The organism is Variovorax sp. GW823-FHT04B03 (assembly GCF_058796495.1).
Map to the genome: position 1 here is coordinate 117,216 of NZ_JBXAIT010000008.1, position 22,881 is coordinate 140,096.

The 22,881-nt window shown below is 68.4% G+C and carries 28 protein-coding genes; 6 read left to right on the forward strand and 22 right to left on the reverse strand.

The window, feature by feature from the left end:
• Positions 1 to 65: 65 nt before the first annotated feature.
• Positions 66 to 335, forward strand: a complete 270-nt coding sequence (locus AC1RAD_RS29550; RefSeq protein ID WP_070061423.1) for a hypothetical protein — start codon at positions 66 to 68, stop codon at positions 333 to 335.
• Between the two features lie 90 nt (positions 336 to 425).
• Here AC1RAD_RS29550 and AC1RAD_RS29555 read toward each other — a convergent pair whose 3' ends face one another.
• Together AC1RAD_RS29555 and AC1RAD_RS29560 are read right to left on the reverse strand one after the other, a co-directional pair.
• Positions 426 to 887, reverse strand: a complete 462-nt coding sequence (locus AC1RAD_RS29555; RefSeq protein WP_159279047.1) for an RcnB family protein — start codon at positions 885 to 887, stop codon at positions 426 to 428.
• A 146-nt stretch (positions 888 to 1,033) separates the two neighbouring features.
• Entirely contained in the window at positions 1,034 to 1,624 is a 591-nt protein-coding gene (locus AC1RAD_RS29560; protein ID WP_492738677.1) for a dihydrofolate reductase family protein, read from the reverse strand.
• 110 nt (positions 1,625 to 1,734) lie between these two features.
• Here AC1RAD_RS29560 and AC1RAD_RS29565 point away from each other — a divergent pair, with 110 nt between their 5' ends.
• Entirely contained in the window at positions 1,735 to 2,157 is a 423-nt protein-coding gene (locus tag AC1RAD_RS29565; RefSeq protein ID WP_492738679.1) for a winged helix-turn-helix transcriptional regulator, read from the forward strand.
• Positions 2,158 to 2,166: 9 nt separating this feature from the next.
• Here AC1RAD_RS29565 and AC1RAD_RS29570 read toward each other — a convergent pair whose 3' ends face one another.
• From AC1RAD_RS29570 to AC1RAD_RS29595, 6 genes are read right to left on the reverse strand one after another with little or no spacing between them, the layout of a single operon-like run.
• On the reverse strand, positions 2,167 to 3,060 hold the full coding sequence (locus AC1RAD_RS29570; RefSeq protein WP_070061427.1) for a VOC family protein: 894 nt from the start codon (positions 3,058 to 3,060) through the stop codon (positions 2,167 to 2,169).
• 34 nt (positions 3,061 to 3,094) lie between these two features.
• Positions 3,095 to 3,940: an ABC transporter ATP-binding protein gene (locus AC1RAD_RS29575; RefSeq protein WP_492738680.1), complete on the reverse strand. Its 846-nt coding sequence runs from the start codon at positions 3,938 to 3,940 to the stop codon at positions 3,095 to 3,097.
• Positions 3,937 to 4,785 carry an ABC transporter ATP-binding protein gene (locus AC1RAD_RS29580; RefSeq protein WP_492738682.1) on the reverse strand — a complete coding sequence of 283 codons (849 nt, stop codon included), beginning with the start codon at positions 4,783 to 4,785 and terminating at the stop codon, positions 3,937 to 3,939. Before AC1RAD_RS29580 ends, AC1RAD_RS29575 begins: the two co-directional genes overlap by 4 nt.
• A complete protein-coding gene (locus tag AC1RAD_RS29585; RefSeq protein WP_492738684.1) occupies positions 4,769 to 5,326 on the reverse strand; it encodes an OsmC family protein in 558 nt (185 codons plus the stop codon). Before AC1RAD_RS29585 ends, AC1RAD_RS29580 begins: the two co-directional genes overlap by 17 nt.
• Before the next feature lie 14 nt (positions 5,327 to 5,340).
• Entirely contained in the window at positions 5,341 to 7,170 is a 1,830-nt protein-coding gene (locus AC1RAD_RS29590) for an ABC transporter permease (RefSeq protein ID WP_492738685.1), read from the reverse strand.
• The gene (locus tag AC1RAD_RS29595; protein WP_492738686.1) at positions 7,171 to 8,361 is read right to left on the reverse strand and encodes an ABC transporter substrate-binding protein; all 1,191 of its coding nucleotides are present in this window, start codon (positions 8,359 to 8,361) and stop codon (positions 7,171 to 7,173) included.
• A gap of 162 nt (positions 8,362 to 8,523) precedes the next feature.
• On the opposite strand from AC1RAD_RS29595, the gene AC1RAD_RS29600 reads away from it, so the two are divergent.
• Positions 8,524 to 9,165, forward strand: coding sequence for a GDSL-type esterase/lipase family protein (locus tag AC1RAD_RS29600; RefSeq protein ID WP_492738688.1), 642 nt, complete (start codon positions 8,524 to 8,526; stop codon positions 9,163 to 9,165).
• On the opposite strand, the gene AC1RAD_RS29605 is transcribed toward AC1RAD_RS29600, so the two are convergent.
• Complete coding sequence (locus AC1RAD_RS29605) at positions 9,143 to 9,601, reverse strand: hypothetical protein (protein WP_492738690.1); 459 nt, start codon at positions 9,599 to 9,601, stop codon at positions 9,143 to 9,145. The genes AC1RAD_RS29600 and AC1RAD_RS29605 overlap by 23 nt on opposite strands.
• 95 nt (positions 9,602 to 9,696) lie before the next feature.
• On the opposite strand from AC1RAD_RS29605, the gene AC1RAD_RS29610 reads away from it, so the two are divergent.
• Positions 9,697 to 10,074 (forward strand): MerR family transcriptional regulator, encoded by a 378-nt coding sequence (locus tag AC1RAD_RS29610; RefSeq protein WP_492738692.1) that lies wholly within the window; start codon positions 9,697 to 9,699, stop codon positions 10,072 to 10,074.
• Here AC1RAD_RS29610 and AC1RAD_RS29615 read toward each other — a convergent pair.
• The 4 genes from AC1RAD_RS29615 to AC1RAD_RS29630 form a co-directional block, all read right to left on the reverse strand.
• Entirely contained in the window at positions 10,041 to 10,565 is a 525-nt protein-coding gene (locus tag AC1RAD_RS29615) for a class IV adenylate cyclase (RefSeq protein WP_492738693.1), read from the reverse strand. The two genes, AC1RAD_RS29610 and AC1RAD_RS29615, sit on opposite strands and share 34 nt — an antisense overlap.
• A gap of 303 nt (positions 10,566 to 10,868) precedes the next feature.
• Complete coding sequence (locus AC1RAD_RS29620) at positions 10,869 to 11,225, reverse strand: hypothetical protein (RefSeq protein WP_307582518.1); 357 nt, start codon at positions 11,223 to 11,225, stop codon at positions 10,869 to 10,871.
• Positions 11,222 to 11,821 (reverse strand): cob(I)yrinic acid a,c-diamide adenosyltransferase, encoded by a 600-nt coding sequence (locus tag AC1RAD_RS29625; protein ID WP_062473752.1) that lies wholly within the window; start codon positions 11,819 to 11,821, stop codon positions 11,222 to 11,224. The genes AC1RAD_RS29620 and AC1RAD_RS29625 overlap by 4 nt, the downstream gene beginning before the upstream one ends.
• A gap of 14 nt (positions 11,822 to 11,835) precedes the next feature.
• Complete coding sequence (locus tag AC1RAD_RS29630) at positions 11,836 to 12,336, reverse strand: DinB family protein (RefSeq protein ID WP_095948436.1); 501 nt, start codon at positions 12,334 to 12,336, stop codon at positions 11,836 to 11,838.
• 76 nt (positions 12,337 to 12,412) lie between these two features.
• On the opposite strand from AC1RAD_RS29630, the gene AC1RAD_RS29635 reads away from it, so the two are divergent.
• Positions 12,413 to 13,837, forward strand: a complete 1,425-nt coding sequence (locus AC1RAD_RS29635; RefSeq protein WP_070061438.1) for an FAD-binding oxidoreductase — start codon at positions 12,413 to 12,415, stop codon at positions 13,835 to 13,837.
• An 87-nt stretch (positions 13,838 to 13,924) separates the two neighbouring features.
• Here the strand turns inward: AC1RAD_RS29635 and AC1RAD_RS29640 are convergent, their stop codons facing one another.
• From AC1RAD_RS29640 to AC1RAD_RS29680, 9 genes are all read right to left on the reverse strand, one after another.
• Entirely contained in the window at positions 13,925 to 14,824 is a 900-nt protein-coding gene (locus tag AC1RAD_RS29640; RefSeq protein ID WP_070061439.1) for a CsgG/HfaB family protein, read from the reverse strand.
• 131 nt (positions 14,825 to 14,955) lie between these two features.
• Complete coding sequence (locus AC1RAD_RS29645; protein ID WP_062473760.1) at positions 14,956 to 15,909, reverse strand: ParB/RepB/Spo0J family partition protein; 954 nt, start codon at positions 15,907 to 15,909, stop codon at positions 14,956 to 14,958.
• Complete coding sequence (locus AC1RAD_RS29650) at positions 15,909 to 16,454, reverse strand: RBBP9/YdeN family alpha/beta hydrolase (protein WP_492738695.1); 546 nt, start codon at positions 16,452 to 16,454, stop codon at positions 15,909 to 15,911. The genes AC1RAD_RS29645 and AC1RAD_RS29650 overlap by 1 nt, the downstream gene beginning before the upstream one ends.
• A gap of 48 nt (positions 16,455 to 16,502) precedes the next feature.
• Positions 16,503 to 17,423 carry a ParA family protein gene (locus AC1RAD_RS29655; RefSeq protein ID WP_062473764.1) on the reverse strand — a complete coding sequence of 307 codons (921 nt, stop codon included), beginning with the start codon at positions 17,421 to 17,423 and terminating at the stop codon, positions 16,503 to 16,505.
• Between the two features lie 29 nt (positions 17,424 to 17,452).
• On the reverse strand, positions 17,453 to 18,067 hold the full coding sequence (locus AC1RAD_RS29660) for a LysE family transporter (protein WP_095743039.1): 615 nt from the start codon (positions 18,065 to 18,067) through the stop codon (positions 17,453 to 17,455).
• Positions 18,068 to 18,181: 114 nt separating this feature from the next.
• A complete protein-coding gene (gene rsmG / locus AC1RAD_RS29665; RefSeq protein ID WP_369630772.1) occupies positions 18,182 to 18,826 on the reverse strand; it encodes a 16S rRNA (guanine(527)-N(7))-methyltransferase RsmG in 645 nt (214 codons plus the stop codon).
• Positions 18,823 to 20,808, reverse strand: a complete 1,986-nt coding sequence (gene mnmG / locus AC1RAD_RS29670; RefSeq protein WP_492738698.1) for a tRNA uridine-5-carboxymethylaminomethyl(34) synthesis enzyme MnmG — start codon at positions 20,806 to 20,808, stop codon at positions 18,823 to 18,825. The genes rsmG and mnmG overlap by 4 nt, the downstream gene beginning before the upstream one ends.
• Before the next feature lie 197 nt (positions 20,809 to 21,005).
• Positions 21,006 to 21,893, reverse strand: a complete 888-nt coding sequence (locus AC1RAD_RS29675) for a transglutaminase-like domain-containing protein (protein WP_373866847.1) — start codon at positions 21,891 to 21,893, stop codon at positions 21,006 to 21,008.
• A complete protein-coding gene (locus AC1RAD_RS29680) occupies positions 21,890 to 22,075 on the reverse strand; it encodes a DUF1328 family protein (protein ID WP_013538518.1) in 186 nt (61 codons plus the stop codon). The genes AC1RAD_RS29675 and AC1RAD_RS29680 overlap by 4 nt, the downstream gene beginning before the upstream one ends.
• 190 nt (positions 22,076 to 22,265) lie before the next feature.
• Here AC1RAD_RS29680 and gstA point away from each other — a divergent pair, with 190 nt between their 5' ends.
• Positions 22,266 to 22,874 carry a glutathione transferase GstA gene (gstA, locus tag AC1RAD_RS29685; RefSeq protein ID WP_369645751.1) on the forward strand — a complete coding sequence of 203 codons (609 nt, stop codon included), beginning with the start codon at positions 22,266 to 22,268 and terminating at the stop codon, positions 22,872 to 22,874.
• Positions 22,875 to 22,881 lie beyond the last annotated feature (7 nt).

Here is a 22,881-nt window from a genome sequence, read left to right on the forward strand (position 1 = left end):
GCGCGCAGCTTCACACAAGCGGCGTACATTCGGGTTAATTCCTTGGCTTCCGGAACGGATCAGCAATGGCATCGACTTCGCAGCAGCAGCAGCAACTACAGGCCACCCGGGCCGCCCAAAAGGCGGCCGATGCAGCGGAGAAGCGCGAACGCCTGAAACGTGCCCTGCCCGCCACGGTCGAGCTGCTGCAAAGCCGCCAGGCCGATCGCATCGACGATCGCGACATCGACGCCTACGTCGATCTCAACTGGCTCGAATGGCATGGCGGCGGTTTGCGCCTCACCATCACCGGGCGCAACGTGTGCGCCCAATCGGCCGCCACCGCGGTGGCCTGACAAGCCCCTCCCCCAGTTCCCCAAAGAAAAACCGCCACAGTCTCCTGTGGCGGTTTTTGCATGTGCGCGGTGCGAGCGCAGTGCGAAGGCTTACTGACCCGCGATGATCTGCGCGATGAGGCCGGTGGCAATGGCTGCGAGCACGTAGTCGCCACCCACGCCCACCCACTGGTAGCCGCGCGGCGGCTGCTGCAGGCGGTAGGCGCGCCAGTCGTTCACCACGTAGTTGCGGCCCCGGTATTCGGTCGGCACGCGGCCGCCACGGCGCCACTCGCTGTGCGGCTGCGGGAAGCCCCGGCGGTCGAACTGGCGGCCGTCGCGGAAGTCCTGGTCGCCGCGGTAGCCGGCGTGAGGGCCGCGATGCCCGCGATGGTCGTCGCGCTGGTCATAACGACCGCCGCCAGGACGGTGGTCATCGCGCTGCTCGTAGCGGCCGCCGCCCGGGCGGTGGTCGTCGCCCCGGCGATCTTGCGCCAGCGCGCTGCCTGCCGCCAGGGACATTGCGAGCGCCGCAACGGCGGCAGTGGTCAGGCGCTTGGTACGGAAGATCATCTGGAACTCCTTTGGTGTGTCTGTGATGACGCCTCCATTCTGTGCAGCGCGTGTGTCTGCTTCGGGTGCGTCAGGTCACCGTCAGATGAAATCCGGTAAGCGCAGGTATCTCCGCGGCGTGTTGTCCTGCACGCGCGTGACGGACTTCACGCGGGCGCGTAGCGGTTCACCACCATGCCGCAGTCATAGGCCGTCGATCCGAGCAGGCGCAGCGCGTGGCCATGGCGCGTGTCGTCGAACACCGAGCGGCCCGCGCCGACGGCCGTGGGGTTCACGAAGAACTGGAACTCGTCGACCAGCCCCGCCGACGTGAGCGACGACGCGAAACCGACACCGCCGATGGTGAGGATGTCCTGGCCCGGCTGGCGCTTGAGCGCATTCACTTCGTCGGCCATGGCACCGCGCGCGATGTCGGTGCGTTCCCAGCGCGAGGCCTGCAGCTTGTTCGTGAGCACGACCTTGCGCGCCTCGACGATCCGCTGGGCAAAGGCGTAGTCGGGGTTCGCCGGAAAGCGCGTCGCCGCGCGGCCCCAGTGGTCGAGGTAGCCCTCCTCGATGATCTTGCGGCTCAGCAGGATCGTGTCGACGCCCGCGAACACGGCGTTGAAGTCGCGCCTGAGCGCCGCATCCCAGCGCCACCGGTCGCCCCAGCCCCACAGCTGCCAGTCGATGTCGCCGTTGGCCGGCGACACGAACCCGTCGACCGACATCTGCATTTGCACGACGAGCTTTCGCATCGGAGTCTCCTGAGAGTCGCTTGCGAAAACCGATCTCGAAATGCAAGCAGTTTCAGTATTCTCAAACTGATGCGAAAATGCAAGCAGTTTCTCGAACCGGCGGAATCCCGATGGCCATCCAGCAGAAGTCCCTGTGCCCGATCAACCTCGCGCTCGAAGTCGTCGGCGACCGCTGGAGCCTGCTGATCGTTCGCGACCTGATGTTTGCCGGAAAGCGGCACTTCCGCGAGTTCCTGCAGTCCGAGGAAGGCATCTCCTCGAACATCCTCACGGAGCGGCTGAACACGCTGGTCGCGCACGGCGTGCTCAGCAAGACCGACGACCCCACGCACAAGCAGAAGGCGCTCTACAGCCTCACGCCCGTGGGCATCGACCTGCTGCCGGTGATCACGCAGCTCGGCATCTGGGGGCGCAAGCACCGGCCGGTGACGGCCGAGAGCGGCGCGCCCGCGGCCGCGCTGGAAAAGGGCGGGCCGGCGCTGCAGAAGAAGATGCGCGCCGCGCTGCGCAAGGCGCACCTGGGCGGCCGCTAGGGCTGCGCCCTACCCGCCCACCGTGCTGTTCGCCGCGTCGGCACGCACGCGGCCCTGCGCCTCCAGCGCGTCGACCGGCGGCAGGTCGAGTTCGATCCACGCGCCGTGCGCGCGTGCGAGGTCGAAGGTGCCGGTCGATTGCGGCCGGTCGGTGTGCAGCACCAGCGCGTAGGGGCCCTCGCCGCGCACGGCGAGGCGCTGCGCGAGCGCGTCGCCGCCCAGCTCCGCCGCCGGAGCGCGATCGCGCGGCGACGACAGCACCAGCACACTGCTGCCCAGGGCGATCACCGCCACGCGCACCTGGCTGGCCGGCACGGCCACAGGCTCGCCGATGTGCGTGCTCGTGTCGTCGGAGACCGTGCCCAGCAAGGCGCGGTAGCGCGCCAGCGTGGCGTCGAGGTCGCGCACGGCAATGGCCAGGCTGGCCACGCCGAGCACGCCGTTGGGGTGCACGCGCGCGGCGCCCTCGGGCACGCGCAGGGCGCGCCGCGTGAGGTCGCCGCACAGGAACGGCAGGTCGGCCGACGGGGCGCGCGCGGTCTGCCAGCGCAGGTGTTCGCCGTCGGGGCGCACGCGCCCGCCGTCGAGCGGGCCTTCGAGCACGAGGCCGCGCGCTTTCGCGTCGGCCACGGTGACGGCGGTGTCGCGCGGCAGCAGGGCGAAATCGACGATGCCTTCGCCGTGCCGCTGCAGCAGCTGCCACCAGCGCTCGGCGGGCGCCGGTTCGCGCCACGCGATGAGTTCGAAGTAGCTGCCGTCGCTGAACACGACGAGCGCGTTGTGCGTGCTGCGGCCCGGATGGTCGCCGCCGCGCAGCACATGGAAGCCGAGCGCGGCGTAGTCGGCGATGGCGCGTTCGAGGTCGTGCACGGCGATCACGACGTGGTCGAGGGTCAGGGGCATGGTGAAGGTCTTCCTCGCAGCTAAGGGGTCGTCGTCAGGAGGCGGTGCGGGCGGCGCCCTCGCCGCCCAGGTAGGCATCGCGGATGCGCGCGTCGGCCAGCAGCGCGCGCGCCGGGCCCGAGAGCACGATGCGGCCCGTCTGCAGCACGTAGCCGTGGTGCGCGATCTGCAGCGCGAGGCTGGCGTTCTGCTCGACCATGAAGACCGAGACGCCCTGCGCGTTGATGCGCGTGATGAGCTCGAGCACCTTGTCGACATACAGCGGCGACAGGCCCATGGTGGGTTCGTCCATGCACAGCAGCTGCGGCCGGCCCATGAGCGCACGCGCCATGGCCACCATCTGCTGCTCGCCGCCCGAAAGCGTGCCCGCCAGGAAGCCCAGGCGCTGCGCCACGCGCGGGAACAGCTCGAGCATGCGTTCCAGGTCGTCGGCCACGCCCGCGCGGTCGCGGCGCGCATAGGCGCCCATGAGCAGGTTCTCGCGCACGGTCATCGCGGGGAACAGGCGACGTGCCTCGGGCACCGAGCCGATGCCCTTGCGGATGATCTGCGGCGTGCTCAGGCCGAGCATCGATTCGCCGTTGAAGCGGACCTCGCCCGAGCGCGGCTTGAGCAGCCCGAGCACGATCTTCATCGTGGTCGACTTGCCGCTGGCGTTGCCGCCGAGCAGGCTGACGATCTGGCCCTTGCGCACTTCGATGTCGAGATCGAAGTGGGCCTGCACGGGGCCGTAGAAGCTGTTGACTTTCTTGAGCTGCAGCAGGGGCGCAACAGCACTCGCTGGCGCCTGCGTGACGGCGCGTTCAGGCAGATCGTCGTTTCTTCCCTCTCCCCAGAGGGACGAAGGTGACAGGCCGGTGCGCGCGACGGTGGCGATCATGCGGGCACCGCTTCTTCCTGCGCTTCGCCGACCTGGCGATGGCCGAGGTAGGCCTCGATCACCGCGGGGTCGTTGCGCACGTCGTCGGGCAGGCCTTCGGCGATCTTGCGGCCGTCGTCGAGCACGGCCACGCGGTCGGACAGCTGCATCACGAGGTCGAGCTTGTGCTCGATCAGCAGGATGGTCTGGCCGCGCGCCTTGAGGCCGCGAATGATCTCCAGCATCTCGGCCGTCTCGCTCTCGTTCATGCCGGCCGTGGGCTCGTCGAGCAGCAGCAGGCGCGGCCGCAGCGCGAGCGCGCGCGCGATCTCCACGCGGCGGCGGTTGGCGTACGAGAGGCTGTAGGCCGGATGGTCGGTGCGCGGCGTGAGCCGTTCGCCGAAGAGCGCGATGATCTCGCGCGCCTCGTCGCGCAGCGCCTCTTCCTCGCGTCGCACGGCGCTTGGCTGCACCAGCGCAAGCGCCAGCTCGGCCAGCGCCCCGAGGCCCGGCACACCGCCGACACGTGGTTTCACGGCGCGCAGCCGCGTGTGTGCGCCGACCAGCACGTTGTCGAGCACCGAGAGGTTCGCGAACACGCGCCCGTGCTGGAAGGTGCGCGCCAGGCCGCGCTGTGCGAGCTCTTGCGCGGGCAGGCCGGTGATGTCTTGGCCGTCGAAGCGCACCTGCCCGGCATCGGGCTTGTCGAGGCCGGTGACGAGGTTGAACAGCGTGGTCTTGCCCGCGCCGTTCGGGCCGATCACGCTCAGCAGTTCGCCCTCGCCCACCTGCAGGTCGACGGCGTTGACGGCCGTGAGCCCGCCGAAGCGGCGCACGAGGCCGCGGACCTCAAGCAGTGACGGCATCGGCGACCTTCGCCTTCGAGTTCACGAGCTTCACCTCGGCGCGAATGGCCTGCGGGTTGCGCAGCAGATTGAGGATGGGGCAGTTGCGCTCCACCGCTTCGAACAGCGCGTCGATCTCATCGCGGCTCGCGGGCGAATCGATGTGCACGGTGTAGCCGATCTCGTGCGGCCAGATCGGCGTCTGCTCGTGGCCCGGCTTGCCGCCGCGCGGGTCGATGACACCGGTCACCTCGACCTCGAGGCTTTCGAGCGGCACCTGGCGTTCGGCCGCCTGGATCAGGAAGATGTGCGTCACGCAGGTGCCGAGCACGCCCAGCTGCAGCTCGGGCGAACTCGGGCCGAGGTTGTAGCCCGCGAAATCGGGCGGGCTGTCGCTGATGACCTGGTGCTCGCGGATGCGCAGCCGGCGCACGCCGCTGCGGCCTTCGGCACGCACGCTGGCCTTGAGCTGCGAGGGCTGTGCAGTGCCGGCCGCGACCGCGGCGTTGCGGACCAGCACGGCGGCGCGTTTCTCGGCGAGGTAGTCGTTGAGGTGGCTCATGAGATGGGGTTCTTTCAGACGGTGCCGAGCAGGCCTTGGGGACGGAAGCGAATCAACAGAAGCAGTGCCACGCCGTAGATCAGCATGCGGTACTCGGCCGTCACGCGGAACAGCTCGGGCAGGCTCACGAGCGCGACCGCACCGAGCAGTGCGCCGCTGATGTTCCCGAGCCCGCCGAGGATCACCATCGTGAGCGCGAGGATCGAGATCTGCGAGCCGAAGGTCTCGTGGTTGATGTACGAGTACATGTGCGCGGTGAAGGCGCCGCTCACGCCGGCCGCGAAGCCGCCGAAGCCGAAGGCCAGTGCCTTGTAGCGGTCGGGGCTCACGCCGTAGGCGCGCGCGGCCACCTCGTCTTCGCGCACCGCGCGGAAGGTGCGGCCCAGGTGCGAACGCAGCAGGCGCCACTGCAGTAAAGCCAGCAGCACCAGTGCGCCGAACGAGGCCCAGTAGATCGCCTCGTTCGACGACGCATCGCGCCCGAACAGCGACAGCGGCGGAATGCCCGACACGCCGATGGGCCCGCGCGTGAGGCTTTCCCAGTTGAGGATGGTGAGCGCCACGATCTCGCCGATGCCCAGCGTGGCGATCGACACGTAGTGCCCGCGCAGCCGGAAGGCCGGGAAGATCAGCGCCGTGCCGATCAGCGAGGTGAGCACGCCCGCGGCCACGATGCCCGTGCCCACGGGCAGGTGCAGGTCGAGCACCAGCAGCGACGAGGCATACGCACCGATGGCCAGCAGCCCCGCGTGGCCCAGCGAGATCTGGCCGATGGTGCCGGCCACCAGCGTGAGACTCAATGCGAGCGCACCGTAGAGCCACGCGTTGGTGAGCGTCTGCAGCACATAGGGCGACGGATCGAACAGCGGCAGCAGCACGGCCGCGGCGAACAGCGCGAGCAACAGGCGCGGCGGCACGCGCCACGGCTTGCTCGGTGCGATGAAGGTGCCGGTGAGCGGCTCGGGCGGCAGCACACGCTTGCGGCCGAACAAGCCATTGGGCTTCCACACCAGGATGACCAGCAGCAGCGCAAACGCAAACAGGTTGCGGTACGGCGTGCCGAGGATCGCCACGCCATAGCTTTCGATGAGCCCCAGCAGCAGGCTGCCGACGATGGCGCCCGGCACATTGCCCACGCCACCGACCACCGTCGCCACCACGCCCTTGAGCGTGGCCTGGAAGCTCATCGCCGGGCTGATGTTGTTGTAGTACATACCCACCAGCAGGCCCGAGAGCCCGCCCAGTGCGGCGGCGATGGCGAACACGGTCTGATTCACGCGGTTCACATCCACGCCCATCTGCTGCGCGGCGTCGCGGTCCTGCGCGGTGGCGCGCACGGCCCAGCCCAGCTTCGTGAAACGTAGGAAGCCGAACAGCACGGCCGCGCTGGTGATGCCGATGCCTGCGATCAGCAGATCGAGTGCGCCGATGGTGCCGGTACCGATCTGCAGGCGCCAGTCGGGCAGCTGCGTGGGCAGCGCGCGCGGGTCGGGGCTGAACACCAGCTGCACGAGGATGTCGAGCACGAAGCTGATGCCGATGGTGGCCAGCAGCGGCGCGATGCGCGCGGCGCCCTGCAGTGGCCGCAGCCCCACGCGCTCGATGAGCATGCCGAGTGCGCCCGAGCCGATCACCACCAGCGCGATGGTGACCGGCAGCGGCGTGTGCAGGTAGGTGATGCTGGCCCAGCCGATGTACGCACCCACGGTGTACACCGAGCCGTGCGCGAAGTTGATGAGGTGCGAGACGCCGAAGATCAGCGCGAGCCCGACCGCCAGCAACGCATAGATGTTGCCGATGATCAGGCCGTTGACCGTGTGGTCGAAGAAGGAGGTGACGCTCATCTACTTGGCCGATGCCAGCGCCGCCGCCTTCTCGTCGATCTGCGCCCACTTGCCGTCCTTCACCACCAGGTTGACGCTCTTCACGCCGATCACGCGGCGCGTCTGCGCGTCGAAGGTGGCCTTGCCGAAGATGACGCTGGGCACGTCCTTGATCTTGTAGAACGCATCGCGCACGGCCTTGCGGTCGGCCTTGGGGCCCGCCTCGCGCAGCGCGGCGGCGGCGTACACCACGGCGTCGTAGGCATAGGCATTGAAGGCGTCGGGCTCCTTGCTGTACTTGGCGCGGAAGCTCTTCACGAAGGCCTGCACCTCGGTGCGCGGCTCCTCGGGGAAGAAGGCGGTGTTGGTGTGGATGCCGTTCACGGCCGCGCCGCCGAGCTCGATGAACTTGGGCGAGTACACCGAGCCCACGGCCGCGATCGGCTGCTTCAGGCCCACGCTGCGCACCTGGCCCGCGATGAGCGCGCCGTCGGGGTAGTACGAGATGAGCACCACGCCGTCGGGGTTGGCGTCGCGCACGCGCACCAGGGTCGAGCGGAAGTCCTTCTCGTCGGGCTGGTAGCCCTCGGCAATGGCGAGCTGCGCGCCGCGCTCCTGCGCGGCCTTCACGAGCACGTCCTTGCTGGTGCGGCCCCAGTCGGTGTTCAGGAACAGCACGGCGATGCGCTTGAAGCCCAGCGTCTTCACGGCGAGGTCGGCCAGCAGCGGCTGCGCGTCGGCCTGGCTGATCGAGGGGCTCCAGATGTAGTCGCCGCCCTTGGTGAAGTCGGGGTGCGAGTTGGTGAAGCCCAGCTGCACGAGGCCCGCGCGCTGGTAGATGGGCGAGGCGGCCATCGAGGCGGGGCTGGAGAAGTCGCCCAGTTCGATGAGCACGCGCTTGTCGTTCACGAGTTTTTGCGCAATGGCGACGGACTGGCGCGGGTCGCTCTGGCTGTCCTCGAAGTTGTAGGCCAGCGGCCGGCCGTGGATGCCGCCCTGCGCATTGATGTGCTCCAGCGCGAGGTCGAAGCCGGCCTTCCACTGCGCGCCGTACTGCGCGTTCTGTCCGGTGAGCGGACCGCTCACGCCGAACCACACGGGCTCGCCGCTGGCGGGCGCGGCCCAGGCCGCGAGCGGCGCGGTGAGCAAGGCGGCGGACAGTGCGACCGCATGGCGCAGGAAACGATGGCGGGTGTACAGCGGCGGCAGCATGGCGTCGGACCTCGGTGGCAGTGAAAGGATGTGCAGGGCCGCGATTCTTCGCCGCTGTCCCCGTGCCGGGAAGGAACGAAAACGGAGAGGCTTATGCGCTTTCCGAGCAAGCGAAGGGGCAAGCGCCAACGGCCGCGCGGCCTCGTTTAAGCTGCGCGCCACATGAAGCGACGCCACCTCCTCCAGATGCTCGCCGGCGTGCCGGCCTCCGCCCTGCTGCTCTCCGCGTGCGGCAAACGAAAGGCCTCAGCCAACGCGTTGAAGCCCGATGCCCGCGTGCTGGCGCTGGGCGACAGCCTGACCTTCGGCTACGGCGCATCGCCCGAGACGGCATGGCCCGCGAAGCTGAGCGAGCTCACGGGCTGGCAGGTCGAGAACGCGGGGGTCAACGGCGACACCTCGGCAGGTGCACTGGAGCGCCTGCCCGCGCTGCTGTCCGCCGGCAGCTACGACGCGATCCTGATCGGCATCGGCGGCAACGACATGCTGCGCGGCGTGTCGCCCGCCAGCACGCGCGAGAACCTTGCCGCACTGATCGAGCAGGCGCGCGCGCACACGCCGCATGTGGCGGTGCTGGCCACGCCGGCGCCCGATGCGATGCGCGCGGTGGTCGGCTCGCTCAGCGACGCGCCGTTCTACGAAGAGGTCGCGAAGTCGGGACAGGCGTTGCTGGTCGCCGGTGTGTATTCGGGCGTGCTGTCGGATGCGGCCCTGCGCTCGGACCGCATCCATGCGAACGCGAAGGGCTACGCCAAGGTGGCGGAGCAATTGGCCGAGCAGCTCAAGGCTGCGGGCTGGCGCTGAGGTTTGTTGCGCTGTTGGAGCGCATCGGTGCGCCTGCTGTGGCACTGCGCACCGGCAGGCTCTCGAGCACGCCGAACAGCAGCTCCATCGCGGTGAAGCCGAGGATGATCAGGCTGGCGCCCTGCGTCACAGCGTAGACCTGCCAGGTCGCGAACAGGAAACGCGCCACGGCGTCGTAGCGGCCATAGCGCAGGCGCGGATCGCGGATGCGCAGCACAGCCCAGATGGTGACCACCGAACCGAGCAGGTTGGCCATCAGCATGTGCACGGGGTCGAAGGCCGGAAAGCTGCCCGGCAGCTGCAGCGTCTGGATGGTCCACAGCAGCAGGGTGTGCACGGCGGCGAAGGTCCACGGCGTGGCGAAGCCGATGGTCACGACGAGGTCGTACCAGGCGCTGGCGCGGACGATGCGTTGGTAGGTGGGAAGCGCGATCATGAAGAAGAGCCCTGCAGGAGTGAAGAAGCCCCGGAAGCTAAAGCCTCGGGTACGCTCCAGGGTCAAGCACATTCTTCGGCGAAGGAACAACGACCATGCAGATCGGCCAGCTGGCTTCGGCGACAGGCTTGAGCCGCGACACGCTGCGTTTCTACGAAGAGCGCGGCCTGATCCGTGCGCAACGCGGCAGCAACGGCTACCGGGTCTATGCGAAGGAAACCGTGCAGATGGTGGGCTACATCCGCACCGCGCAGAAGCTCGGCTTCAGCCTCCACGAGATCGGCGACAACCTGCCCGCGGTGTGGGAGTCGGTGGCGCCCGACGATGCCATTGCGGCGCTGCTGGCCGACAAGGTCGCGGTCATCGACCAGAAGATCGCCGAGCTGAACGCGCTGCGGCAAGACCTGCTGGCACGCGTGCCCGCCGGCTGCCCGATGGCTCAGGCAGCCTGCGCGCGCAACAGGTCGACGTAGGCGCCCTGCACCAGTTGGTCTTCAGCGACGCCGAGCCGGGCCATGAGCGCATGGGCTTCGGCCACGCCGGCGTCAACGGGCTCGCCCTCTTGCAGTACCACCTCGAGTTCGAGGAATTCACCGAGCCCTTCGACGCGGTCGAGGTGCACGCGCGTGCGGCCCACGAGAAACAGGCGGCGCTGCTTGCGCACGCGGCCGGCCTGGCCCCAGGCGAGCGTGAGCGATTCGCGCAGCGCGTCGGGCGTGGTGACGGGCGTGATCAGGTAGAACGATTCCTTCGGGCCGGTGCTGTCGGCGCGGCGGTAGAAGATGAGCTCGGCGCGGTCGGGCGCGAAGGTGCGCAGCTTGAGGCGGTCGGCGCTGTGCTCGCAGCGGAAGAAGGTGTCGTCCTGGGCGATCTCGATGGGGCCCTGGTCGGCGAGCGTTGCGACGATTTCTGCGATGCGGTCGACGCTGTCGATGCGGGCCTTGATCTCTATGTTTCTTGCCATGTCTGTGGGCTTCTGTGAGATGGGATTCGGGGCGCGTGCACAGGCCACCGGGTACTTCCCTCCGCGAATGTCCCCCGGCCTTCGGCCTCCTCCTTGATTTCGCTGCGGGAAGCACCCAGTGTCCTGCGCACGGGGCACGCTGTCGGTTCACGGCCGATCAACAACCGCTCTGAAATCGCTCACGTCGATGCGGTGCCTTGCGCAGCGAAATCAAGGAGGAGGCCGCAGGCCGGGGGACATTCGCGGAGCAAGGTACCGCGTCGGCGTGAGCGTCGCCCTGGACAACAGGGCAGCAGCAAAGACTCAGGGCGCGTTGCCCTGCGGCCCCACAGGCGGTGGCGCCGCGCGCCCACTCGAGCCCGGTGCCAGCTTGCGTCCGAAGGACTCGCCCACGTTGCGCACGGGCCGGCTGGCTTTTTCCGACACGTTGCTCACGCCGCGCCGCGTGGCCGCATCGGCGCGGTTGACGCCGCGGCCTGCGGCGTTGGTGCCGCGTTGCACGCTGCCCACCACCTTGCCGCTGCGCGAGGGCGACTTGATCGTGTGGGCGCGTTCGGCCTGGGGCGGGTTGTCGGCGCTTTGCGCCTGCGCGGTGACGGGCAGCCAGAGCGCGGCGGCGATGGCGGCGAGCGATGCGGTGGTGATGTGAAGCTTCTTCATGGCGTCGTCCCCTGGGAGTGGTCTTCGGATTCGGCGGCGGCCGCGCGGGCCATGCGTTCGCTCTTCCAGTACACGTCGTCGCCGCCGTTCATGCGGTTGAGCACGCGTGCGAGCACGAAGAGCAGGTCGCTGAGCCGGTTGAGGTACTGGCGCGGCGCGTCGTTGAGTTCGGTGGTGGCGCCCAGCGACACCACCGCGCGCTCGGCACGCCGCGCCACGGTGCGGCACACGTGCGCGAGCGAGGCGGCGCGCGTGCCGGCGGGCAGGATGAATTCGGCCAGGCGCGGCAAGGCGGCGTTGTGGTCGGCCAGCGCGTTGTCGATCTGCAGCAGCGCCTCGGGCTTGAGCAGCGTGAAACCGGGCATCGAGAGTTCGCCGCCGAGGTTGAAGAGCTGGTGCTGCACGTCGACCAGCAACTCGCGCACGGGCTCTGGCAGCGGTTCGCACAGCAGCACGCCGATGTGCGAGTTGAGTTCGTCCACGTCGCCCATCGCGTGCACGCGCAGGTGGTCCTTGGGCACGCGGGTGTTGTCGCCCAGGCCGGTAGTGCCGTCGTCGCCGGTGCGGGTGGCGATCTGGGAAAGTCGGTTGCCCATGGGCGCTCCTCGGTTCAGGTCGAAAGGCCGGCGGCGTCGATCTTGCCGGCCAGCCATTGCAGTCCGGCCAGATGCTGATGGTCGTGGCTGCACAGGTAGTGGATGAGGCTGCGCATCGTGAGCGGGCCGTAGCCCTCGAACACGGCCGTGCGCGCGAGCTGCGCGTCGCTCAGCTGCGAGATGATTTCCATCGTCTGCACGCGCGCCTGGCGGAACTCGGCGAGCACCGCTGCAGGGTCGGCCGCGCCGTAATGGCGCTCGATGGCCAGCGGCTCGCTGTCGATCGATGCGAGCGTCGGATGGGTTTCGGCCAGCGTGCGGCGAAAGCGCACGTGGTAGCCCTCGATCTCGATGTCGCGCACATGGCACAGCTGCTCGATGGCGGTGAAGGCCTCGCTGGGCACGCCCTCCCACGAAGGCGGCGCCCAGTGCCGGAAGGCTTTGGGAATGGCCGCGTAGTGGGCTTCGAGCTGCGAGGGAAAGGCCGCGAGGGCTGCAAGGGTCGTGGGGTTCATGTCTTTTACCGAAGCGCATTATGGTGCGCGCTCCGTAAAATGACCGATCCCCCTCAGCCCCTCCAGGAGACGCCCGATGAACGCCCCGACTTCCACCTCGCACCTGATGCCGGCGCTTCATCTGCGCGACGTTCCCGCGGCCCTGATCGACGGGCTGAAGGCGCGCTTCGGCGACAACTGTTCCACGGCGATGGCGGTGCGCACGCAGCACGGGCGCGACGAGTCGTCGTTCGATGCACCGCCGCCCGCGGCCGTGGTGTTCGCCGAAAGCACGCAAGATGTTGCCGATGCCGTGAAGCTCGCCAGCGAACACAGCGTGCCGGTCATCCCCTTCGGCGTCGGCTCTTCGCTCGAAGGCCACCTGCTCGCGGTGCAAGGCGGCATCAGCATCGACGTGTCGCGCATGAACCAGGTGTTGTCGATCAACGCCGACGACCTCACGGTGACGGTGCAGCCGGGCGTCACGCGCAAGCAGCTCAACGAAGAGATCAAGAGCACGGGCCTGTTCTTCCCCATCGACCCGGGCGCCGACGCCTCCATCGGCGGCATGACGGCCACGCGCGCCAGCGGCACGAACGCGGTGCGCTACGGCACGATGCGCGAGAACGTGCTGGCGCTCGAAGTGGTCACGGCCAGCGGCGACATCATCCGCACCGGCACGCGCGCCAAGAAGTCGTCGGCCGGCTACGACCTCACGCGCCTCATGGTGGGCAGCGAGGGCACGCTGGGCGTGGTGACCGAGGTCACGCTGCGCATCTACCCGCTGCCCGAGGCGGTGTCGGCCGCGATCTGCTCGTTCCCGAGCATCGAGGCCGCGGTGCGCACCACCATCGAGACGATCCAGCTGGGCGTGCCGATCGCGCGCGTGGAGCTCATCGACGTGAACACGGTGCGCATGGTGAACGCCTACGCCAAGCTCAACCTGCGCGAAGAGCCGATGCTGCTGATGGAATTCCACGGCTCGCCCGCGGGCGTGAAGGAACAGGCCGAAACGGTGCAGGAACTCGCGAGCGGCCACGGCGGCAACGCCTTCGAATGGGCCAGCACGCCGGAAGAACGCACGCGCCTGTGGACCGCGCGGCACAACAGCTACTTCGCGGCCGTGCAGTCGCGCCCGGGCTGCCGCGTGATCTCGACCGACACCTGCGTGCCGATCTCGCGCCTGGCCGACTGCCTGCTCGACTCGGTGGCCGAAGCCGATGCCAGCGGCATCCCCTACTTCCTCGTCGGCCACGTGGGCGACGGCAACTTCCACTTCGGCTACCTGCTCGACCCGAACATCCCCGAAGAGCGCGTGAAGGCCGAAGAGCTGAACCACGCGCTGGTGAGCCGCGCGCTGGCGCTCGAAGGCACCTGCACGGGCGAGCACGGCGTGGGGCTGCACAAGATGGACTTCCTGGTGACCGAAGCCGGCGTGGGCGCGATCGACATGATGCGCACGATCAAGCGTGCGCTCGATCCGAAGAACATCATGAACCCGGGCAAGATCTTCAGCCTCTGATCCCTCGCGATCACGCATCAATGAAAAAGCCCGGCGGCTCGCAAGAGCGCCGGGCTTTTTCGTGGCCCGAAGGCCCGCGTTTTGTTCTTACCTGCGGCGACGTGCCGGTGCCGGCTCCGGCGGCACATAGGTCTGCGAAGGCGCAGCGCCCCCATCGACACCCAAGCGGCCACCACCGCCCAGGCCCTGGCCGCGCACCGTCTGCGCCTTGTAGTTGCGCAGCGAACGGACCATCTGGTTGAACGCGTCCATGAAGGCCGCGGCAATCACCTTGCCCTGTGCCGTGTTGGTGTAGCCGCCGAGGCCACCGGCGCCGCTGCGGCCGGCCAGGCCGCCGAAGGCGCCGAAGTCGGTCTTGGAGGCGCTGCCCTCGGCTGCCGCGACCTGCACGCCCGAGCGGTTGTCGATGAGCGTCAGCAGCGCGCTGGCTTCCTTGGTCTGCAGGCTGCCGCCGACGGCTGCGATGGCACGGCCACGGCCGCCACCCACGAGGCCGCCGAGCGCGCCGCCGATGCCGCCGGCATCGCTGTTGCTGAACACGATCTCGGGCGACAGGCCGTAGTCGGACGCCACCATCTGGCCGCGGCCGAAGTTGCTGCCGCCGCGCATCTCGCCCGACTGCTGCAGTGCACGTTCACGCGTCATGGCGTTCATGCCGGCCGCGCCGCGCTCGACCACGATGAAGCAGTTCGACTGCTGCACCAGCAAACGCAACAGATTTGCAGTAGGCGGCAGGCGGTACTCGCCCGTGAGGATGGTGTACCAGCCGGCGTTGACGTTCTCGACCAGCGACACGGTCCCGAGCGGCGATTCGCAGCGCTCGAGCTGGCTGCTCTCGCCCGAGGTGGCACCGCCGGCGGCGCTGCCCGTGGCCATGGTCTTGGCCGACTGGCTGCCCATCTGCATGTCGGTGGTGGCGCAGCCCGTGAGCAGCAGCGCGCCGACGGCGACTGCGGCGAGTGGGAACTTGGTGGCGAAGAACGGCATGGTGGACTCCCTCGTTTCGATGGTGGTGGTCTTGCAGGGCTGAAAGAAAAACCGCGATCGAGGATACGCGCAAAGGATTGCAGGAATCAATCAAACGAACGCTGGGGTCCGTCTTCGCAACGCAAGCCGAACTAGGCCGTTCGGCGGATGCGCTCGATGAGCCCGTTGAGTGCTTCGATGGAGCCGAAGTGAATCGCCAGCTCCCCGCTTTCGCCGCGCTTCGTGCGCTTCTTGATGCGCACCTCGACCTCGGCCGTGAGCAGGTCGGCCAGCTCTTCTTCCACGCGCTGCAGGTCGCGCGACTTCTCGCCGGCATTGCCGCGCCGCGAGGGCGTGAGCGTGAACTCGGCCGCGAGCTTCTTCACCAGCGCCTCGGCCTCGCGCACCGACATCTTCTTGGCGGCGATCTGGTTGGCGGCGGTGATCTGCGTGCCGCGGTCGAGCGACAGCAGCGCGCGCGCATGGCCCATGTCGATGTCGCCGGCCATCAGCATCAGTTGGGCGGGCTCGGCCAGGTTCAGCAGGCGCAGCAGGTTGCTGGCGGCACTGCGCGAACGGCCCACAGCCTGGGCCGCCATTTCGTGAGTGAGCCCAAACTCGGTCACCAGGCGTTGCAGGCCTTGGGCCTCTTCCAGCGGGTTGAGGTCTTCGCGCTGGATGTTCTCGATGAGCGACATGGCCGCCGCGGCCTCGTTGGGCACGTCGCGCACCAGCACCGGCACGGTGTCGAGGCCGGCGAGCCGGGCGGCACGGAAGCGCCGCTCGCCCGCGATGATTTCGTACTCGGCGTTCTTGGCCGCAGCCGACTCGGCATCGAGCCGGCGCACCAGGATCGGCTGCATGATGCCCTGCACCTTGATGCTCTCGGCCAGCTCGTACAGCGCGCCCTCGTCCATGCGGGTGCGCGGCTGGTAGACGCCGGCCACCATCTGGTCGAGCTTCAGGGTGTTGGGGTTCTGCGGGGCGCCGCCCTCTTCCGTGGCGCGGTCGCCGCCATTGCCGAGCGGATCGGCGGAGGGTGCGGCCGTCGGGCCGAGCAGCGCTTCGAGGCCGCGGCCCAGGCCCTTGGGTTTCTTGGTCGCCATCAGTGCGTGTCTTTCGAGAGGTCGTTCAGGAGTTTCCGGCCTTCGGGCCAGTCGCCCAGGCCGGATTCGGCGTTCAGGTGGCCGCCGGTGCCGGCATCGATGAAGCGTGCGCCCCAGTCGCGGGCCAGCTGCTTCGAGCGCGAGGCTTCGCAGTACGGGTCGTCGTTGGCGGCGATGAGCACGGCCGGAAACGGCAGCGGCTGGCGCACGATGGGCGCCCAGCCGGGAATCAATTGGCGCAGGTCGTCGCGCTCCAGGTCGCCGGGCGCCACCAGCAGCGCGCCGCGCACCTTGTGCGTGTTGCGCGAATGGGCCGCCCAGGCGGCGGTGAGGATGCAGCCGAGGCTGTGGGCAGCCAGCACCACTTGGCCCGGCGCGGCCAGCACTTCTTCTTCGAGGCGGATCGACCAGTCGCCGCGCAGCGGGCGCATCCATTCGTGCTGGTCGACGCGGCGGTCGCCGTAGACCGACTCCCAGAGGGTCTGCCAATGGCCGGGGCCGCTGTTCTGCCATCCGGGCAGCAGCAGGATGCGGGGTTCACTCATGGCTGGTTGCTACGAACTTGATAGCGCCTGCCGCCCATTGGGCGAACATCAGACGGGGTTTTGGTCGGTATCGGCGACGGAGGCAGAAGGCGCGGCGGCCAGCACATCGTCGGGAATCGGCAGGTCGGGCACCACGCGCGGCGGGGGCGTGACCGGCGGTGCCACCGCGCCCGAGGCGAAGGCGCTCGCGGGCGGCATCTTGGCGACCAGCTCTTCGGCGAAGGCGATGAAGGCCTGGCTGCCGCGGGCGGACGGGTCGAACACCACGCCCGGCAGGCCGTAGCTCGGCGCTTCGGCCAGGCGCACATTGCGCGGGATCACGGTATCGAACACCTTGTCGCCGAAGTGGGACTTGAGCTGCTCGCTCACCTGCTGCTGCAGCGTGATGCGCGGATCGAACATCACGCGCAGCAGGCCGATGATCTGCAGGTTCTTGTTGAGGTTGGCGTGCACCTGCTTGATGGTGTTGACCAGGTCCGTGAGCCCTTCGAGCGCAAAGTACTCGCACTGCATCGGCACGATCACGCCGTGGGCCGCGCACAGGCCATTGAGCGTCAGCAGGCTCAGGCTCGGCGGGCAGTCGATCAGCACGAAGTCGTACTCGGCGCCGACGGCAGCCAGCGCGGTGCGCAGGCGTTTTTCGCGGCGGTCGAGCGCCACCATTTCGACTTCGGCGCCGGCCAGCTCACGGTTGGCGCCCAGCACGTCGTAGCTGGCTTCGGCCTCGACAAGCTTGTCGGACTTCACCCGCGCCTCGGCCACCGAGGCCGACTCGAGCAGCACGTCGTACACCGTGAGCTCCAGCTGACGCTTGTCGATGCCCGAACCCATGGTCGCGTTGCCCTGGGGATCGAGGTCGATCATCAGCACGCGCTGGCCCACCTTGGCCAGGCCGGCGGCGAGATTGACGGTGGTGGTGGTCTTGCCGACGCCGCCCTTCTGGTTGGCGATGCAGAAAATCTTGGCCATGTGTCGTCAGTGCGGGTCGTCGGGGTCGGTCAGCGCGAGATCGCGAGCTTGATGCCGAAGGCAATCAGGAAGGTGCCGGCCAGCTTTTCGAGCGTGGCCGAGATGCGGGGATTGGCGCGGATGCGCTCGGCCAGGAAGTGCGTGAGCAGCGTCGAGGTCAGGCCGTACAGGAAGGTCAGCGCGGCGATGGTCACGGCCATGGCGCCGAAAGTGATGACGCCCTGGTGGCGCGCCGGATCGACGAACAGCGGGAAGAAGGCCATGTAGAACACGATCGCCTTGGGGTTCAGCAAGGTGATCGTCAGCGCCTGGCGCAGGAAATGGCTCGGGCGGATGTTCAGGATCGGTGCCGCGCCGGGCTTGGCCAGCAGCATCTTGAGGCCGAGCCACGCCAGGTAGGCGGCGCCCAGCCACTGCACCGCCTTGAAGGCGGCCGGGTAAGCGGCCAGCACGGCCGACACACCCGCCACCGCTGCCCACATCAGGACCTGATCTCCCAGGATCACGCCGAAGGTCGCTGCCAGGCCGCCGCGAATGCCGCCTTTGCTGGTCGAAGTGATCAGCGCCAGATTGCCCGGGCCGGGAATCAGAAGGAACAGGACGATGGCGGCGACGAATGCGCCGTAGTCAGCGATGCCGAACATGGGATTTGCCTCGAAAAAGAGAGCCAGGGGGAGGCTTCGAGTCTAAGGCAGGCCAGCGCCGGGAAGATTGCTCCGGCACCGGCTTTTGCCGGCGCCGTCGCATCTTTTACGAAATCAGGCGGCCTCTTTGCGCGCCCAGACGATGCAACGCTCGGCGTCCAGGCCCGGCACCGTCAGTTGTTCCACGTGAAACACTGCGACGCCGGCCGGCAAGACGGCCAGTTCGTCGGTCGGCACCTTGCCCTTCATGGCCAGCCAGACGCCGCCCGGTGCCAGCAGATGCACCGAGCCGTTGAAGAAATCGGGCAGCGACGCGAAGGCGCGCGAGCTGATCACCTCGTAGCTGCCGGCCAGCGATTCAACTCGCGCATGCAGGCCGCGCAGGTTCGGCAGCTCCAGTTCGGCCGCCACCTGCTGCACGAAGGCCGCCTTCTTGGCGACGGCGTCGAGGCAGCTGACCTCGATGTCGGGCCGCATGATGGCGATCACCACGCCCGGCAGACCGCCGCCGGAGCCGACGTCGAGCAGCCTGCCCTTCCCTGCCCACTCGCGCTGCAGTGGTGCGACGGCTGCGAGGCTGTCCAGCAGGTGGTGCGTCATGACACCGGCCGGGTCGCGCACGGCCGTCAGGTTGTAGACCTTGTTCCACTTGAGCATCAGCGTGCCGTAGGCCAGCAGCTGTTCGCCCTGCATGTCGGACAGGGCCACGCCCAGGGCGGCTGCGCCTGCGCGCAGCGTGTCGAGGGGCGTCGCGCTCATGGTGCGGTGTGCGGCTCGGTGGCAGCAGCTTCGGTGGTTTCTGTGGTCGTGGCGGTATCGGCGGCGTCGCGGGCGAAGGCCTTGTGCCCGCCCTTGCGCAGGTGAATCATCAGCAGCGAGATCGCCGCGGGCGTGACGCCCGAGATGCGCGATGCCAGCCCCAGTGTTTCGGGCCGGTGCTTGTCCAGCTTCTGGCGCACCTCGAAGCTCAGGGCCTTGACCTGGCCGTAGTCGAAATCGGCCGGCAGCTTCAGGTTCTCGAAGTGGGCGGCGCGCTCCACTTCGTCGTGCTGACGCTCGATGTAGCCGGAGTACTTGGCCGAGATCTCGATCTGTTCGATCTCGGAAGCGCTCAGCGCCGACGACGGGCCGTACTTGCCACCGTCCAGCGACATCAGGGTTTCGTAGTTCACGTCGGGCCGGCGCAGCAGGTCGGCCAGGTTGTATTCGTGCTCGATGGCCTTGCCCAGCACCCGGGCCGACTCGGTCGCCGGCAGGTTGCGCGGGTTCACCCAGATCGACTTGAGCCGCTCTGTTTCACGTGAAACAGCGTCGCGCTTGCGGCTGAAAGCGTCCCAGCGCGCGTCGTCCACGAGGCCCAGCTTGCGCCCTGCTTCGGTCAGGCGCATGTCGGCGTTGTCCTCGCGCAGCTGCAGCCGGAACTCGGCACGGCTGGTGAACATGCGGTACGGCTCGGTAACGCCCTTGGTGATCAGGTCGTCGACCAGCACACCGAGGTAGGCCTCGTCGCGGCGCGGCAGCCAGGCGTCTTCGCCCCGGCATTGCAGCGCGGCGTTGATGCCGGCGAACAGGCCCTGGGCCGCGGCTTCTTCGTAGCCGGTGGTGCCATTGATCTGTCCGGCAAAGAACAGGCCGCGGATCGCACGCGTCTCGAAGCTGCTCTTGAGCTCGCGCGGATCGAAGTAGTCGTACTCGATGGCGTAGCCCGGACGCAGGATGTGGGCGTTTTCCAGGCCCGGCATCGAGCGCACCAGCTGGTACTGGATGTCGAACGGCAAGCTGGTCGAGATCCCGTTCGGGTAGTACTCGTTGGTCGTCAGGCCTTCGGGCTCGAGAAAGATCTGGTGGCTGTCCTTGTCGGCGAAGCGGTTGATCTTGTCTTCGACGCTCGGGCAGTAGCGCGGACCGACGCCGTCGATCTTGCCGGTGAACATCGGGCTGCGGTCGAAGCCCGAGCGGATGATGTCGTGCGTGCGCTGGTTGGTGTGCGTCACCCAGCACGGCATCTGCTGCGGGTGCATCTCGACCTTGCCCATGAAGCTGAACACCGGCATCGGCCCTGCCCCACCGGGCATGCCGTCGCCGGGTTGTTCGGTGCACTTCGAGAAGTCGATGCTGCGCCCGTCCAGGCGCGGCGGTGTGCCGGTCTTCAGGCGGCCCTGTGGCAGCTTGAGTTCCTTCAGGCGCGCCGACAGGCTGATCGCCGGCGGGTCGCCCGCGCGGCCGGCCTGGTAGTTGTCGAGGCCGACGTGGATGCGGCCGTCGAGGAACGTGCCCGCGGTCAGCACCACGGTGCGCGCGCGGAAAGAAATGCCCACCTGCGTGACGGCGCCGACCACGCGATCGCCTTCGATCATCAGGTCGTCGACGGCTTGCTGGAACAGGCTCAAGTTCGGCTGGTTCTCCAGGCGGTGGCGAATCGCGGCCTTGTACAGCACGCGGTCGGCCTGCGCCCGCGTGGCGCGCACGGCCGGGCCCTTGCTCGAATTGAGGATGCGGAACTGGATGCCCGCCTCGTCCGTGGCAATGGCCATCGCGCCGCCGAGCGCGTCGACCTCCTTCACGAGATGGCCCTTGCCGATGCCGCCGATCGACGGGTTGCAGCTCATCTGCCCCAGCGTCTCGATGTTGTGGGAGAGCAGCAGCGTCTTGGCGCCCATGCGTGCGGAAGCGAGCGCGGCTTCGGTGCCGGCATGGCCACCGCCGACGACGATCACATCGAATTCTTCGGGGTACAGCATTGGAAAAAGGGGGCGCACCACAGACGCGTGCGCGGCGCAAAAAAGGGCACTAATTTTAAGCGGCGATGCCCTGCCGCAACCCCTGTGTGGACAAGCTAGGGAGCCGCGCCAAAATCGGCCCGGAGCCTTGTCGGCATTGCGCAGTTTGCTATATATTTAATAGCAAACAACCCGCGTCGGGCGGTCACTTGGGAGGGTCAGAGCACCGGTTCGGGCTTCTCGATGCCGCGCAGCTCGCCACTGGGTGCCGGCGTGCGCGGCGCAATGACCCGCTCGTCCTGCAATTCGCGCACGGCGAGCTTCTTGTCGGTCATGCGCACCGCGCCGAAGATCGTGGAGAAGGCCACGTCCTTCGCGTCGCGCCCCGTGCCCACGCGCACCAGCCGGTCGACGGGCGCCATGCGCGTCGGGTCGAACAGCACCCACTGCCCGCCGAGCCAGGCCTCGAACACGGCATGGAAATCCTGCGGCGGTTCGTCGAACCACACGTAGCCCACCACCAGCCGCGCCGGGATGTTGAGCGCGCGGCAGAAGGTGATGCCCAGGTGCGCGAAGTCGCGGCACACGCCGGCGCGCTGCACGAACACTTCGCGCGCCGTGGTGGTCGAGTCGCTGCTGCCCGGCACGTAGACGATGCTGTCGTGGATCCAGTCGGCAATCGCCTGCACGCGGCCGATGCCCGGCGGCAGGTCGCCGAAGAGCTGCTGCGCGCAGCGCGCCAGCAGGTCCGACTCGCAATAGCGCGTGGGCAGCAGGTCGCCCAGCACCGCGTCGGGCAGCTGGCTCACCGGCACCTCGGGCAAGGTGGCCGGCACATGCACCACCGGGCGCCGCACCGTCGCGCGGTACGCGATGGTCAGCGGGCCGGGCGCCGCGTCGAAACGCACGAAGCGGTTGCCGCTGTCGGGCTCGCAGCCCACCCGCAGCCGCGCGGGCGGCGCGATGGTGAGCGTCTCGGCCAGCACCGCCTGCGCACCCGTGCGCGCGGCCTCGATGTTCAGCCGCAGGTGCGCCGGGGCGTCCACCTCGTAGTCCAGGCGCAGATCGACGTGCGACAGGTGCATGGCATGGGGCAAGGCGGTCAATCGAGCGCCTTCTTCACCGCGCCCACGCCAAGTGCGGCCAGCACCACGAACAGCACCGCCAGCACGAGGAACAGGCCGAACAGCAGCTTGGCGATGCCCGCCGCGCCGGCCGCCACGCCGCCGAAGCCCAGCAGACCCGCCACGAGCGAGATGACCGCAAAAATGATCGCGTACTTGAGCATGGTGAACCACTCCTTGGTTGCTTTGCGGCGGGCATGCGCCGCCGTGTCCGGACTGTAGGAAGGCCCACCGTGCCGCCCGATAGTCGGCGCGCGCGAGCCGCCGTAGGACAAAAACGCGATGCAGCCAAACCCGCTAGCATCCCTTTCGGTCGCACAGATCTTTTCCTTCTATCCATTGGAGTTTTTTCGAATGAAGCTGTACTACTCGCCCGGCGCCTGCTCGCTCTCCCCCCACATCGCGCTGCACGAAGCGGGCATCGCCTTCGAGCCCGTGCTGGCCAGCACCAAGAGCCACAAGCTGCAGGACGGCACCGACTACTACGGCATCAACCCGCTGGGCTACGTGCCGATGCTCGAGCTCGACGACGGCACCCGCCTGCGTGAAGGCCCGGCCATCGTGCAATACATTGCCGACCTCGCCCCCACCAAGAACCTCGCGCCCGCCAACGGCACGATGCCGCGCTACCGCCTGCAGGAGTGGCTGACCTTCATCGGCACCGAGATGCACAAGGGCTTCAGCCCGCTGTTCAACCCGGCCATGCCCGAGGAAGCCAAGTCCATCTCCAAGGACAAGCTCAAGGCCCGCTTCCAGTGGCTCGACAGCGAACTCGCCGCCAAGCAGTACCTGATGGGCGAGCATTTCAGCGTGGCCGACGGCTACCTGTTCACCGTGACCAACTGGACCAAGCCCACCGGCGTGGACATCTCGGACTTCCCCAACGTGCTGGCCTGGCACGCCCGCGTGGCCGCCCGCCCCGCCGTTCAGGAAGCGATGAAGGCCGAAGGCCTGCTGAAGTAAGCAAAAG

Coding starts and splice junctions, on each gene's coding strand:
- AC1RAD_RS29550 (WP_070061423.1), top strand. CDS start 66: ATGGCATCGACTTCGCAGCAGCAGCAGCAACTACAGGCCACCCGGGCC.
- AC1RAD_RS29555 (WP_159279047.1), bottom strand. CDS start 887: ATGATCTTCCGTACCAAGCGCCTGACCACTGCCGCCGTTGCGGCGCTC.
- AC1RAD_RS29560 (WP_492738677.1), bottom strand. CDS start 1,624: ATGCGAAAGCTCGTCGTGCAAATGCAGATGTCGGTCGACGGGTTCGTG.
- AC1RAD_RS29565 (WP_492738679.1), top strand. CDS start 1,735: ATGGCCATCCAGCAGAAGTCCCTGTGCCCGATCAACCTCGCGCTCGAA.
- AC1RAD_RS29570 (WP_070061427.1), bottom strand. CDS start 3,060: ATGCCCCTGACCCTCGACCACGTCGTGATCGCCGTGCACGACCTCGAA.
- AC1RAD_RS29575 (WP_492738680.1), bottom strand. CDS start 3,940: ATGATCGCCACCGTCGCGCGCACCGGCCTGTCACCTTCGTCCCTCTGG.
- AC1RAD_RS29580 (WP_492738682.1), bottom strand. CDS start 4,785: ATGCCGTCACTGCTTGAGGTCCGCGGCCTCGTGCGCCGCTTCGGCGGG.
- AC1RAD_RS29585 (WP_492738684.1), bottom strand. CDS start 5,326: ATGAGCCACCTCAACGACTACCTCGCCGAGAAACGCGCCGCCGTGCTG.
- AC1RAD_RS29590 (WP_492738685.1), bottom strand. CDS start 7,170: ATGAGCGTCACCTCCTTCTTCGACCACACGGTCAACGGCCTGATCATC.
- AC1RAD_RS29595 (WP_492738686.1), bottom strand. CDS start 8,361: ATGCTGCCGCCGCTGTACACCCGCCATCGTTTCCTGCGCCATGCGGTC.
- AC1RAD_RS29600 (WP_492738688.1), top strand. CDS start 8,524: ATGAAGCGACGCCACCTCCTCCAGATGCTCGCCGGCGTGCCGGCCTCC.
- AC1RAD_RS29605 (WP_492738690.1), bottom strand. CDS start 9,601: ATGATCGCGCTTCCCACCTACCAACGCATCGTCCGCGCCAGCGCCTGG.
- AC1RAD_RS29610 (WP_492738692.1), top strand. CDS start 9,697: ATGCAGATCGGCCAGCTGGCTTCGGCGACAGGCTTGAGCCGCGACACG.
- AC1RAD_RS29615 (WP_492738693.1), bottom strand. CDS start 10,565: ATGGCAAGAAACATAGAGATCAAGGCCCGCATCGACAGCGTCGACCGC.
- AC1RAD_RS29620 (WP_307582518.1), bottom strand. CDS start 11,225: ATGAAGAAGCTTCACATCACCACCGCATCGCTCGCCGCCATCGCCGCC.
- AC1RAD_RS29625 (WP_062473752.1), bottom strand. CDS start 11,821: ATGGGCAACCGACTTTCCCAGATCGCCACCCGCACCGGCGACGACGGC.
- AC1RAD_RS29630 (WP_095948436.1), bottom strand. CDS start 12,336: ATGAACCCCACGACCCTTGCAGCCCTCGCGGCCTTTCCCTCGCAGCTC.
- AC1RAD_RS29635 (WP_070061438.1), top strand. CDS start 12,413: ATGAACGCCCCGACTTCCACCTCGCACCTGATGCCGGCGCTTCATCTG.
- AC1RAD_RS29640 (WP_070061439.1), bottom strand. CDS start 14,824: ATGCCGTTCTTCGCCACCAAGTTCCCACTCGCCGCAGTCGCCGTCGGC.
- AC1RAD_RS29645 (WP_062473760.1), bottom strand. CDS start 15,909: ATGGCGACCAAGAAACCCAAGGGCCTGGGCCGCGGCCTCGAAGCGCTG.
- AC1RAD_RS29650 (WP_492738695.1), bottom strand. CDS start 16,454: ATGAGTGAACCCCGCATCCTGCTGCTGCCCGGATGGCAGAACAGCGGC.
- AC1RAD_RS29655 (WP_062473764.1), bottom strand. CDS start 17,423: ATGGCCAAGATTTTCTGCATCGCCAACCAGAAGGGCGGCGTCGGCAAG.
- AC1RAD_RS29660 (WP_095743039.1), bottom strand. CDS start 18,067: ATGTTCGGCATCGCTGACTACGGCGCATTCGTCGCCGCCATCGTCCTG.
- rsmG (WP_369630772.1), bottom strand. CDS start 18,826: ATGAGCGCGACGCCCCTCGACACGCTGCGCGCAGGCGCAGCCGCCCTG.
- mnmG (WP_492738698.1), bottom strand. CDS start 20,808: ATGCTGTACCCCGAAGAATTCGATGTGATCGTCGTCGGCGGTGGCCAT.
- AC1RAD_RS29680 (WP_013538518.1), bottom strand. CDS start 22,075: ATGCTCAAGTACGCGATCATTTTTGCGGTCATCTCGCTCGTGGCGGGT.
- gstA (WP_369645751.1), top strand. CDS start 22,266: ATGAAGCTGTACTACTCGCCCGGCGCCTGCTCGCTCTCCCCCCACATC.